The organism is Haemophilus parainfluenzae (assembly GCF_014931395.1).
Taxonomy (GTDB): domain Bacteria; phylum Pseudomonadota; class Gammaproteobacteria; order Enterobacterales; family Pasteurellaceae; genus Haemophilus_D.
On sequence record NZ_CP063120.1, the window covers coordinates 36,680 to 48,616 of the forward strand.

Consider the following 11,937-nt stretch of genomic DNA (forward strand, 5'->3'; position numbering starts at 1 on the left):
TAATGCCATATAAAGAAATCCCCTCTATATAAGAGGGGAAAGAAATTATTCACCAATAACCGCGTGGCTGATTTGTTCAATCAAGCGCTTATAGGTTGCGCTGCCATCACTTGGGTTTGTTTTGATTTCAATTAATGTCGCACGGCGGCGAGTATAAGCTTGTTTTAACACTGAGCTTAAATCTGCCCAAGTGTAAGGTAAGGCATATTTTAAACCAAACATTGCGGCGACTTGAGAGAAATCACCATTATGTGGCAAGCGATAGAACTGCTCTTTCACCTCTTCATCCACCGGCAACATATCAAAGATTGCGCCACCATTATTGTTAATCACAAAAATAATGGTCGGTTGAGTGACATTCTTAAATAAGGCTAAAGAGTTCAAATCATAAAGTGTGGACGTATCGCCAATCATTGCTACCACTGGTTGATCGGCACCGATACCGATACCTGCAGCTGTTGCTAATAAGCCGTCAATCCCACTTGCACCACGATTGGTGAAAATCGGATACCCTTCAGGTAATTTAGTTAACGCATCAACCAAACGCACAAAAAGACTGTTTCCTAAGAACAAAATACCGTTGTAAGGTAAAACACGCTCAATATGATGTGCTAATGAGGCTTCATTAAGATTGCCACCGACTTGTTGTTCGATAAAGGTTGCACAGAATTTTGAAAGTGCCAGAGGTTCGAGCAACCAAGGCTTTTGACGCAATGGCGGATGTGCTCGCAACCAATGATGTGCTTTTGCATTAAAGCGAGTTTGCGTATGGTGGTTTGGATCAACTGCATTTTGACTTTGCTCCACCACCCAAAATTCACCTTGGAATTCCGCTAAGAATTGGTTAATACGTTTACTGATAAAACGAGAACCAAATTGAATCACGATATCAGCTTGAAGTAATTTTTGCTTCACTGTTTGGTTTGCCAGCCAAATATCCGCATAAGGCATGAGAGGTTCTACACCTGATTGAATATCCGTAAGCAAAATCCAACCCATGGTATTTGCCCATGAGTTAATACCCATTGCTTGTTCAGGCGTTAATTGCCCTGCCACAATCACACCACGTTTCGTACGCCAAGTATCCCAATTCTCGTGCATTAACACTTCTTGCTGTAATGGTTGATGATCAACCCAATTTTTCGGCTGGCTTAACCAACGTTGAATTGGCATTAACCACGGATGACCGTCAATTTCTTGCTCTTGGGCATTATAAAGTGGCTCTGCAAAAGGCACATTGATATGCACCACGCCTGGTTGTTGTTTTTGTTTATAACAAGCTTGTTCTAACGTAGAAATTAACCATTTTGCTGCATAATCTGCCTGAGGTTTCGGTAGATTGACACTTGCAACGGGGTAATCGGCAAACATATTTTGTTGCACGATAGCTTGATTCGCCCCACATTCCCACAATTCAGGTGGACGATCAGCGGTAAGAATAATTAAATTCACGCCTGTTTGACGAGCTTCAATAATTGCAGGATATAAATTGGCTGCTGCGGTACCCGAGGTGACAATCACGGCAACAGGTGCTTGAGTAGATTTTGCAATCCCTAACGCAAAAAAGCCTAAACCACGTTCATCAAAGTGACCATGGCATGTTGCACGAGAAGCATTTTGTAAACGCACAGCTTCTAGCGTTAAAGGTGTTGAGCGTGAACCAGGCGCAATACAAAAGTGACTCACACCTTGGCGAACCAAAGTTTCTAAGATCACCTTTGACCAACAACGATTAAATACGCTTACAGACATTCTTCTTATTCTCCGTTATTCTCTGCAAACAGGGAAATGAGCCCTGCCGCTTTACGTTCAATTTCTAACCACTCTTCTACAGGTTGTGAGCCTTCCACAATACCGGCACCAGCAAATACACGTACTTGGTTTTCTTCAATAAAAGCCGAACGAATGGTGACACAAAATTCTGAGAGATGTTGACTCATCACACCTAATGTTCCAGCATACCAACGACGATCAAAGGTTTCTATTTCAGCTAAAGCTTTCTTCGCTTGTTGCTGTGGTAAACCTGACACTGCGGCCGTTGGATGAATCGCCTTCAGTAAATCGGCATCCGTACAAAGTGCGGTCAATTTTGCTTGCATTTTTCGAATCAAATGCTGCACTTTGCGTAATGACTTTAATGCGACATCGTCAACGGTAATTTGTTCCACTAAGTGACTGATATTTTGTGAAATATCTTTAACTACTAACCAGTTTTCATTGAGGTTTTTTTCATCATTTAATAACCAATTCGCGCGTTCATCATTTTCACTCGGATTATCACTAACAGGCGCGGTCCCCGCAAGCGCTTCCGTAAATAACTGACGATCATCTCGCGCAAATAAACGTTCAGGCGTCGAACCTACAAAACATTGTTCAGCATTATCTGCCCATAAAAAATGGTAACAACCACTATTTTTTGCTTGGCTTGCGGCAAGAAAATCTTTTCCGTTTAACTTCCTCTGAAGACCAAACACGGTTTCATTTGCTAACACAAGCTTGGTTAATTCACCTTGTCGAATGCGAGCGAGTGCTTGATTGACCCAGTCACACCACGTTTCTTGGTTTGCTTTTGGCACCATGCTTTCGATGGTTAATTGATTAAGTGATAAAAGTGCGGTCGTTTTTTCGAATGAATTCAATACCGCTTTTGCTGAATCAAGCTCATTTGTTTCAACAAAAACTGAAACCTCAGTCTCTCCATGTTGTTGTTCAATTAAAACTTGAGGCAAAATAAACTGGCTTTCACCTTGAAACTGTAAACCACCGACTAAAGGGAAATCGTGTTCTTGGATAAATTGCTGTGCCAAATTCACATCTGAAAATGACCGCACTTTCCCCACCGCTGCGACGGTTTTAGCTTCATCACGAAAACGTAAATAAAATTGTGGATAAACAAGTTGCCCCTTTATCCATGCCAAAAGATCAACACCCAATTTCATCTTCGTTTGAAGACGTACAATAGCGGGTTGCTGATCAGTTGTCGCCAAGGTTTCAAACTGGCGAATTAGCTCAGATTTAGCTTGTTCTAAAGGGCCCATGAAAAATAATAAAACACAAAAAAATTAGCCAATATTCTACCGCACTTTAATACATTCAAAAAATTTTTTTATTAAATCTTTTCAAGATAAGAATTTAAGCGTAAATTAGACGTAATTTTTGAATGAAAATCTAATTATCATAGGATGTTACTAATGAGATCTTTTCCGAAATCAGACAAATTAGAACACGTTTGCTACGATATTCGTGGACCGGTTCACAAAGAAGCTTTACGCCTAGAAGAAGAAGGCAATAAAATTTTAAAACTTAATATCGGCAACCCGGCCCCATTTGGTTTTGAAGCACCTGATGAAATTTTAGTTGATGTTATCCGCAACCTACCCTCTGCACAAGGTTATTGCGATTCCAAAGGGTTATATTCGGCACGTAAGGCTATCGTGCAATACTATCAATCGAAAGGTATTCATGATGCGACAGTAAACGATGTGTACATCGGAAATGGTGTATCTGAATTGATTACCATGTCCATGCAAGCACTTCTCAATGATGGTGATGAAGTATTGGTCCCAATGCCTGACTATCCATTATGGACCGCGGCTGTGACGTTAGCGGGCGGAAAAGCAGTACATTATTTATGTGATGAAGAAGCGGGTTGGTTCCCTGCTATTGATGATATTCGCGCGAAAGTCAATGCCAAAACCAAAGCTATCGTAGTAATCAACCCGAACAACCCGACAGGTGCGGTTTATAGCAAAGAGTTACTCGAAGAAATTATCCAAGTTGCACGTGAAAATAATCTGATTATTTTTGCTGATGAAATTTATGACAAGATTCTCTACGACGGTGCTATCCACCATCATATTGCTGCTCTTGCACCAGATGTATTAACCATTACATTCAATGGTTTATCAAAAGCGTATCGTGTTGCGGGTTTCCGTCAAGGTTGGATGATTTTAAATGGGCCAAAACAACATGCTAAAGGCTATATTGAAGGCTTGGATATGTTGGCGTCTATGCGTTTATGTGCAAACGTACCAATGCAACACGCCATTCAAACCGCATTAGGTGGCTATCAAAGTATTAATGAATTTGTTCAACCGGGCGGTCGTTTGCTGGAACAACGCAATAAAGCCTATGAGTTACTGACTCAAATCCCGGGTATTAGCTGCGTAAAACCAATGGGAGCGATGTATATGTTCCCGAAACTCGATATCCAAAAATTCAACATTCATAGTGATGAAAAATTTGTGCTCGATTTATTACGTAAAGAGAAAGTACTTCTCGTGCATGGTAAAGGCTTTAATTGGCATTCACCGGATCACTTCCGAGTGGTAACACTTCCTTATACCGGCCAATTAGAAGAGGCAATTGGCAAATTGGCACGATTCTTAGAGACTTATCGTCAATAATAAAAAAGAGCGGTTAATTAACCGCTCTTTTTTTATTTCATGATTTATAACTATGCCCAGAAATAGCGCACGACATGGAAGAAAATAGGTGCGGAGAAACACAGTGAATCCATTCGGTCTAAAATCCCGCCATGGCCACTGATCATATTCCCCCAGTCTTTCACGCCCATACTGCGTTTCATTGCTGACATCACAAGTCCCCCTAAGAATCCCATTAAGCAAATTAACAGACTCATTAAAAAGGCTTGCCATGCATTAAATGGTGTCATCCAATGAAGCAACATCCCTAATAAACTTGCGCTTAATACCCCACCAACAAACCCTTCTACCGTTTTAGATGGCGATAAGGTTGGCGCAATTTTGCGTTTACCGAAAAGTTTACCCCAAACGTATTGTAACACATCGCTAGACTGTACTACCAAGATTAAGAAGATCATTAATAAAAGATTTTTTCCTTCATAACCAGAGATATCAAGGGTCAATAAAGCGGGGATATGTGAAATACAGAATACACTAATCATCAATGCCCACTGAATTTTCGTTGAACGATCTAAGAAATGCGCCGGATCGCCGAGTAATGCCGACAGAATAGGTAAAAATAAGAAGCCATATACGGGAATGAAAATGGTGAACATGCTAAACCAATCAATGGCGACTAAAAAATATTGCAATGGCAAGATCACATAAAAACAAGCGGCTAGCGCAAGATGATCGCCTCGACGAATATTCAATAGAGAAAGAAACTCACGCAATCCCATAAATGAAATAATCAAAAAGAGCCCAATTACGCCATAAAAGCCCAATAAACTCGCAATAAAGATAATCCCAATCATCACCCACCAAGCATTGATGCGTGCATTCAGGTTATCAATAACGCTATTCGGTGTATCCACACCCGATCTGCGTTTTAAAATATATCCCACTGAGGAAGCAAAAATTAAAGCGATAAATAAACCACCGAAGAGTTGCCATATTTCTGTCATCATTTGCTCCTAAGATTTGCCTTTTTCACTGACGTTTAAACTTAATAATGCCGATTGAGCACGTGTCAGAAACACCTCTTTAGTTTCATCTGTCCCAATCTTTAATGGCTCGCCCACATAAAGATCACATAACAATGGTATCGGTAAAATAAAGCCTTTTGGTAAAACATTATTCATATTACTAATCCAAACGGGTACAAACTCACAATCAGAATTTTCTTTTGCTAAATAAAACAACCCACTTTTAAACGGCTGAAGTGGTAAATCATCATCCACCTTACGAGTTCCTTCAGGAAAAATAATCAGGGAGTCATTGACTAATGCTTCACTCATTTGTCGTATGGCAGCTTTTGGATCTTGGCTATTACGTTCAATCAGTAACATATTAAATACTTTATAGGCTAAAAAGCGACGAATTGCGCCTTTCGTCCAATAATCTTTGCCTGCAACAGGGCGAGTTTGTTTTCTTACTTCATAAGGCAATGAAATCCAAAGTAAGATAAAATCCCCATGACTATTATGATTGGCAAAATAGACACGATGCCCTTCTGAAGATTGTTCCGCAATTGCGGCTTGTGGTCGAACGCCTGTAATAAAAGAAGCAAAACGACACAATAAAAAATCTATTAATCTCGCAAACATATTTGCTCCTATTATTCCGTCACTTCGGCTAAACCATTTTTTACTCGCTTAATACAAGTCACAATAAGCAAGATAATCACAATATTGGCTACCCACCAGAAAAACGAATGCAAGCTACCATTAACAGCATAAAGTAAACCGAGTACACCAAATACGAATGCACGATCACTTTTACCCATTGGGCCATCATAACGACGCGTTTTGCCTTGAACCTGTCCCAAGATGCCACATAACTCACTCAACGCCGCAAGCCAAATAATACTTGAGATTTGAATACCATCAAAAGGCGCGACAAAAGCAAAAGGAAGATAAAGTGCCGCATCTGAAACGACATCAGTGATCTCATTAAGATAGCCGCCTAATCGACTTTTTTGATTAAATTCACGTGCGAGCATGCCATCAATGGCATTCAACGCCATACGTAAAAACAACCAAATAGGAATAAGAAAGAAAAGAGAGGAAAATGTCGGAAATAGTGCGAGAACCACACCTAATAAAATAGAAAGTAAGCAGGCAATCAGCGTAACTTGATTTGCTGTTACGCCTTTTGCTGCTAATTGCCTAACTAAAGGCCGAAGTAAATTTTGAAATTTGGGTTTTAAGGCATAGATACTCATCTACCATCTCCTTGTTTTTATTAGTAAACATAAAAATTTCGCTAATAATAGAATAGTATAGAGTATTGCTCAAGTTTTTTATTCATCCATATAACCTAAACTTCTTAAGGCGCGTTCATCATCCGCCCAACCGGACTTCACTTTTACCCAAAGTTCAAGGTGTACTTTATTATCAAATAAGCGTTCCATGTCAGCGCGCGCTTCCATACCAATGGTTTTAATTTTTTGCCCTTGAGCCCCAATAACCATTTTCTTTTGGCCTTCGCGTTCAACTAAAATCAAGCCATTAATTTCATAAGTACCACGCTCATTTACTTTAAATTGTTCAATTTCAACCGTTACCGAATAAGGTAGCTCTTCCCCTGTGAAACGCATTAATTTTTCACGAATAATTTCTGACGCCATAAAACGCTGTGAACGGTCCGTTACATAATCTTCAGGGAAGTGATGAACACCTTTACGTAATGATTGACGAACAATTTTCTCTAATTGATGGACATTATTACCACGTTGTGCAGAAATCGGCACAATGTGAGCAAAGTTAAACTTACTGCCTAAATCGGTAATAAATGGCAATAAATCATCTTTATTCTTAATATTATCAACTTTGTTGATGGCAAGTACGACAGGTGCTTTCGCATTACGTAATTTATTTAACACCATTTCATCATCGGCATTCCAATGTGTACCATCTACAACAAAAATAATGAGATCCACATCCCCGATTGCTGAGCTTGCTGCACGGTTCATTAAACGGTTAATCGCGCGTTTTTCTTCAATATGAAGTCCCGGCGTATCGACGTAAATTTCTTGGCAGATACCTTCCGTTTTAATTCCCACAATACGGTGACGCGTAGTTTGCGCCTTGCGAGATGTAATCGAGATTTTTTGTCCTAAAATTTTATTTAATAGGGTAGATTTCCCTACATTTGGGCGACCCACGATAGCGATAAAGCCACAATAGGTCTCTTGTTCTTGATTTAATTCGGTCATTTAATTTCCAATGTTTTTAAGATTTGTTCTGCGACCGCTTGTTCTGCTTTACGGCGGCTAGAACCTTTCGCAATAAAAGTGCGGTTAATATTGGGTACATTTTTTACTGTACATTCTACGGTGAAGGTTTGGCAATGGGCTTCTCCTTCAATTTTGATTACTTCATAGGTTGGTAAGGCAAAATGCTTACCTTGTAAATACTCTTGCAAGCGCGTTTTGGCATCTTTTTGGTTATCACCTGGTTTAATTTCAGCGAGTAACGTTTTATACCAGCTACGCACAATATCTGCTGCTTTATCAAAGCTTGAATCTAATGCCATTGCGCCAATTATCGCTTCAACACAATCCGCCAAAATAGATTCACGACGAAAGCCACCACTTTTCAATTCACCTGAACCTAAGGACATATAATCCCCAAGCTCAAAATTTCGTGCAATTATCGCCAAGGTCGGCTCACGAACTAATGTAGCACGCATTCTGCTAAGTTCACCTTCATTACAACGAGGGAATTGATGATAAAGCGCATCAGCAATGACATAATTGAGAATCGAATCACCTAGAAATTCGAGACGTTCATTATGTTGAGTGGAGGCACTGCGGTGTGTCAGTGCCAATTTTAAATTTTTTAGATCGGAAAATTGATAACCAATTTTTCGTTCTAGTCGATCTAAATGATTCATATTAATTAATTTTTGTAAAGAAACGATCAAAACGGAAGCCTGTAGGCCACTCATTTGGTTCTTTTTCTAAACTCATCCAAATATAAGTGGCTTTACCTACGATATTTTTTTCTGGTACAAATCCCCAAAATCGACTGTCATCACTATGATCACGGTTATCGCCCATCACAAAATATTGCCCCTCAGGCACAATCCATTCTGCAGCAGGTAAACCTTCTTGTGGATAGAACTCAATCCCCGAATAACGGCGCATTGGCTCGACTAAAATCTTATGTGTCACATCACCAATTTCCAAATATTCCACTTGCGTTGGGAATGCTGGATTTGTAGGTTCTTGTTTATATTCAAATACTTTAGCTTGGCAGTCTATTTCACAAGGTTTGCCATCTTTGCCATGAATAATCGTTAAAGCACTTTTTTCAACATCAAGGATAATACGGTCACCACCTTTCCCTACAATACGTTTAATATAATCTGCTCCAGACATATTGTCTTTAGATGTTAACGCAAGATTTTCCGCATAAGCTGCTCGGGTTGCCCCTAAACTCGTATGAAGCAACGCTTGCTCCGGTGCTTTAAACACGATCACATCTCCACGTTCAGGCTTATTGCCTTCAATAATCGTATTTTGGAAAATAGGATCTTTGATGCCATAAGTGTATTTATTCACGACAATAAAATCCCCTACATATAATGTGGCTTGCATTGATCCTGATGGAATTTGAAACGGTTCAAAAATAAATGAACGTACAAGGAATACCACGGATAACACAGGGAAAAGCGAAGAAATAAATTCTGAACCTTCTGAAATTGGCTCAATTTTCGCTTTTTCTTCATCCGTTAACGCTTTGCCTGAACGTTGTTCTGCGCGTGCGATTTGACGACGGCGTCTCGGCATCACCGCAAAGCGGTGATAACACCATAAAATGCCGGAAAGTGCGGTCAAAATCAGCAATAAAATACTGAATGTGTTAGGCAGCTGGAAATAATCTAACGCTTTCCAACCAGCAAAGCCCACAGCTAACAACAAAATAAAAAATACATTCGACATTGATCTACTTTCCTATTTATCTTTACCTACATGTAAGATCGCTAAAAACGCTTCTTGCGGCACTTCCACGTTACCTAAAGATTTCATTCGTTTTTTACCTTCTTTCTGTTTCTGTAAGAGTTTTTTCTTACGGCTCACGTCACCACCATAACATTTTGCTAATACGTTTTTACGCAATTGTTTTACGGTTGAACGCGCAATAATATGGTTACCAATCGCGGCTTGGATGGCAATATCAAATTGTTGACGTGGAATGAGTTCACGCATTTTCTCAACCAATTCACGACCTCGGTAAGGGGCATTATCCTTATGAACAATTAATGCTAACGCATCAACACGATCACCATTGATCATGATATCCACACGTACCATGTCAGCTGCTTGGAAACGTTTGAAACCATAATCCAAAGAAGCATAACCACGCGATGTTGATTTCAAGCGATCGAAGAAATCTAAGACTACTTCGCCCATTGGAATTTCATAGGTTAACGCAATTTGGTTACCGTGATACACCATATTGGTTTGTACGCCACGTTTTTCCACACAAAGGGTGATGACATTTCCTAAGAATTCTTGTGGCACGAGCATATTACACTCTGCAATCGGCTCACGAATTTCCGCAATATTATTTAATGGTGGCAGTTTTGATGGGCTATCCACATAAACCACTTCACCATTGGTCATTTCAACTTCATAAATTACCGTTGGTGCGGTGGTAATCAAATCAAGATCGTATTCACGCTCTAAACGCTCTTGAATGATCTCCATGTGTAAAAGCCCCAAGAAGCCACAACGGAAACCAAAACCTAAAGCCGTCGAGTTTTCTGGTTCATAGAAAAGTGATGCATCATTTAGGCTTAATTTACCCAACGCATCACGGAAAGCTTCATAATCGTCAGAGCTAACAGGGAATAAACCAGCATAAACCTGCGGTTTTACTTTCTTAAAGCCTGGCAATACATGGCTTGCTGGATTGTGCTGATGGGTTAAGGTATCCCCTACTGGTGCCCCTAAAATATCTTTAATCGCACAAACAACCCAACCTACTTCGCCGGTATTTAATACAGTCGTATCCAGTTGTTTTGGCGTGAAAATACCTAGACGATCGACGTTGTAAGCTTGCCCAGTGGACATTACTTTGATTTTATCGCCTTTACGCAATACGCCATTTTTAATACGAACTAATGACACCACGCCTAAATAGTTATCGAACCAAGAGTCAATAATCAATGCTTGTAACGGTGCATCAGGATCACCTTCTGGCGCGGGAATTTTCGCAACAATTTCTTCTAATACATCTTCGATACCCACTCCGGTTTTAGCTGAACAACGTACCGCTTCCATCGCATCAATACCCACGATGTCTTCAATTTCTTCTGCAACACGTTCAGGATCTGCGGCCGGTAAGTCGATTTTATTCAAAATCGGTACGACTTCTAAATCCATTTCAATGGCGGTATAGCAGTTTGCTAAGGTTTGAGCTTCTACGCCTTGTCCCGCATCCACAACTAACAATGCCCCTTCACAAGCCGCAAGAGAACGCGACACTTCATAAGAGAAGTCTACGTGTCCTGGTGTATCGATAAAGTTTAATTGGTAAGTTTCACCATCTTTCGCTTGATAATTTAACGTTACACTTTGTGCTTTAATGGTAATACCGCGCTCACGCTCAAGATCCATGGAATCCAACACTTGCGCTTCCATTTCACGATCTGAAAGGCCCCCACAGGTCTGAATTAATCGGTCAGAAAGGGTCGATTTACCGTGGTCAATATGGGCAATAATAGAAAAGTTGCGAATATTCTTCATAAATAGATTAGTTTTCTCAAAAATCATTAAATTTAACTGGCGGATTGTACCTGAAAAGCGCAGAAATCGCTAGGGATGAAAGGGAAAAGTGCGGTCAAATTTTCAAACCTTTTAGATAAAACAAAACCCCGAATTACTTCGGGGTTTCTTTTTTCATTCAAGCTGAAATTATAGGCTTTCAGTGAAAGTACGAGTAATAACGTCGCGTTGTTGTTCTGGCGTTAAAGAGTTGAAACGTACTGCGTAACCAGAAACACGGATAGTTAATTGAGGGTATTTATCCGGGTTGTTTACTGCATCTTCTAACGTTTCACGACGTAATACGTTTACGTTTAAGTGTTGACCACCTTCAACTTTAACAGTTGGTGCTACGTTTACCGGTAATTCACGGTATTCGATTTGGCCTAATTCACTTACTGCGACTACTTGGTCTTCTGCGAATTCAGCTTTTGCACATAAACAACGAGCTTCATTTTTTTCGCTGTCTAATAACCAGAATGAGTTTAAAAGATTGTCATTTGCTGCTTGAGTAATTTGAATACCTTTGATCATAAAGTGCCTCCTAATTTGGCGGTTGTATATTTATTAAACTGTGCAAATTTTATCAAACTATTTGAAGAATTCAATTAATTTTGACCTAAAACAGATTCTTTTCTCTGACTAATTTTCGAAAATTGATCTAGATTAAGGTTTTAGATGTAAAAAGATCTCACAATACTTTAAGATTTAACAAGAAATTAACATTATTCTTAGTAA

At 39.7% G+C, this 11,937-nt stretch carries 11 protein-coding genes; 1 reads left to right on the plus strand and 10 read right to left on the minus strand.

The window, feature by feature from the left end:
* Window positions 1–45: 45 nt before the first annotated feature.
* Window positions 46–1,752 (minus strand): 2-succinyl-5-enolpyruvyl-6-hydroxy-3-cyclohexene-1-carboxylic-acid synthase, encoded by a 1,707-nt coding sequence (menD, locus tag INP94_RS00165; protein ID WP_197543647.1) that lies wholly within the window; start codon window positions 1,750–1,752, stop codon window positions 46–48.
* A 5-nt stretch (window positions 1,753–1,757) separates the two neighbouring features.
* The gene (locus INP94_RS00170) at window positions 1,758–3,038 is read right to left on the minus strand and encodes an isochorismate synthase (protein ID WP_197543648.1); all 1,281 of its coding nucleotides are present in this window, start codon (window positions 3,036–3,038) and stop codon (window positions 1,758–1,760) included.
* A gap of 153 nt (window positions 3,039–3,191) precedes the next feature.
* On the opposite strand from INP94_RS00170, the gene INP94_RS00175 reads away from it, so the two are divergent.
* Window positions 3,192–4,406 carry a pyridoxal phosphate-dependent aminotransferase gene (locus INP94_RS00175; protein WP_197543649.1) on the plus strand — a complete coding sequence of 405 codons (1,215 nt, stop codon included), beginning with the start codon at window positions 3,192–3,194 and terminating at the stop codon, window positions 4,404–4,406.
* A 50-nt stretch (window positions 4,407–4,456) separates the two neighbouring features.
* On the opposite strand, the gene INP94_RS00180 is transcribed toward INP94_RS00175, so the two are convergent.
* The 8 genes from INP94_RS00180 to grcA form a co-directional block, all read right to left on the minus strand.
* Complete coding sequence (locus tag INP94_RS00180) at window positions 4,457–5,389, minus strand: phosphatidate cytidylyltransferase (RefSeq protein ID WP_180363119.1); 933 nt, start codon at window positions 5,387–5,389, stop codon at window positions 4,457–4,459.
* 9 nt (window positions 5,390–5,398) lie between these two features.
* Complete coding sequence (locus tag INP94_RS00185) at window positions 5,399–6,031, minus strand: lysophospholipid acyltransferase family protein (RefSeq protein ID WP_070776075.1); 633 nt, start codon at window positions 6,029–6,031, stop codon at window positions 5,399–5,401.
* Between the two features lie 11 nt (window positions 6,032–6,042).
* Window positions 6,043–6,648, minus strand: coding sequence for a CDP-alcohol phosphatidyltransferase family protein (locus INP94_RS00190; RefSeq protein WP_197543650.1), 606 nt, complete (start codon window positions 6,646–6,648; stop codon window positions 6,043–6,045).
* A 78-nt stretch (window positions 6,649–6,726) separates the two neighbouring features.
* Complete coding sequence (era, locus tag INP94_RS00195; RefSeq protein WP_197543651.1) at window positions 6,727–7,641, minus strand: GTPase Era; 915 nt, start codon at window positions 7,639–7,641, stop codon at window positions 6,727–6,729.
* Window positions 7,638–8,321 (minus strand): ribonuclease III, encoded by a 684-nt coding sequence (gene rnc / locus INP94_RS00200; RefSeq protein ID WP_197543652.1) that lies wholly within the window; start codon window positions 8,319–8,321, stop codon window positions 7,638–7,640. The genes era and rnc overlap by 4 nt, the downstream gene beginning before the upstream one ends.
* Window position 8,322: 1 nt before the next feature.
* On the minus strand, window positions 8,323–9,372 hold the full coding sequence (gene lepB / locus INP94_RS00205; RefSeq protein WP_197543653.1) for a signal peptidase I: 1,050 nt from the start codon (window positions 9,370–9,372) through the stop codon (window positions 8,323–8,325).
* Between the two features lie 12 nt (window positions 9,373–9,384).
* Entirely contained in the window at window positions 9,385–11,181 is a 1,797-nt protein-coding gene (lepA, locus tag INP94_RS00210) for a translation elongation factor 4 (protein WP_197543654.1), read from the minus strand.
* Window positions 11,182–11,349: 168 nt separating this feature from the next.
* Window positions 11,350–11,733 (minus strand): autonomous glycyl radical cofactor GrcA, encoded by a 384-nt coding sequence (gene grcA / locus INP94_RS00215; protein WP_005697846.1) that lies wholly within the window; start codon window positions 11,731–11,733, stop codon window positions 11,350–11,352.
* Window positions 11,734–11,937 lie beyond the last annotated feature (204 nt).

What these genes read in the sequence shown, in the direction of transcription:
- menD (WP_197543647.1), bottom strand. Translation starts at nt 1,752, where the DNA reads ATGTCTGTAAGCGTATTTAATCGTTGTTGGTCAAAGGTGATCTTAGAA.
- INP94_RS00170 (WP_197543648.1), bottom strand. Translation starts at nt 3,038, where the DNA reads ATGGGCCCTTTAGAACAAGCTAAATCTGAGCTAATTCGCCAGTTTGAA.
- INP94_RS00175 (WP_197543649.1), top strand. Translation starts at nt 3,192, where the DNA reads ATGAGATCTTTTCCGAAATCAGACAAATTAGAACACGTTTGCTACGAT.
- INP94_RS00180 (WP_180363119.1), bottom strand. Translation starts at nt 5,389, where the DNA reads ATGACAGAAATATGGCAACTCTTCGGTGGTTTATTTATCGCTTTAATT.
- INP94_RS00185 (WP_070776075.1), bottom strand. Translation starts at nt 6,031, where the DNA reads ATGTTTGCGAGATTAATAGATTTTTTATTGTGTCGTTTTGCTTCTTTT.
- INP94_RS00190 (WP_197543650.1), bottom strand. Translation starts at nt 6,648, where the DNA reads ATGAGTATCTATGCCTTAAAACCCAAATTTCAAAATTTACTTCGGCCT.
- era (WP_197543651.1), bottom strand. Translation starts at nt 7,641, where the DNA reads ATGACCGAATTAAATCAAGAACAAGAGACCTATTGTGGCTTTATCGCT.
- rnc (WP_197543652.1), bottom strand. Translation starts at nt 8,321, where the DNA reads ATGAATCATTTAGATCGACTAGAACGAAAAATTGGTTATCAATTTTCC.
- lepB (WP_197543653.1), bottom strand. Translation starts at nt 9,372, where the DNA reads ATGTCGAATGTATTTTTTATTTTGTTGTTAGCTGTGGGCTTTGCTGGT.
- lepA (WP_197543654.1), bottom strand. Translation starts at nt 11,181, where the DNA reads ATGAAGAATATTCGCAACTTTTCTATTATTGCCCATATTGACCACGGT.
- grcA (WP_005697846.1), bottom strand. Translation starts at nt 11,733, where the DNA reads ATGATCAAAGGTATTCAAATTACTCAAGCAGCAAATGACAATCTTTTA.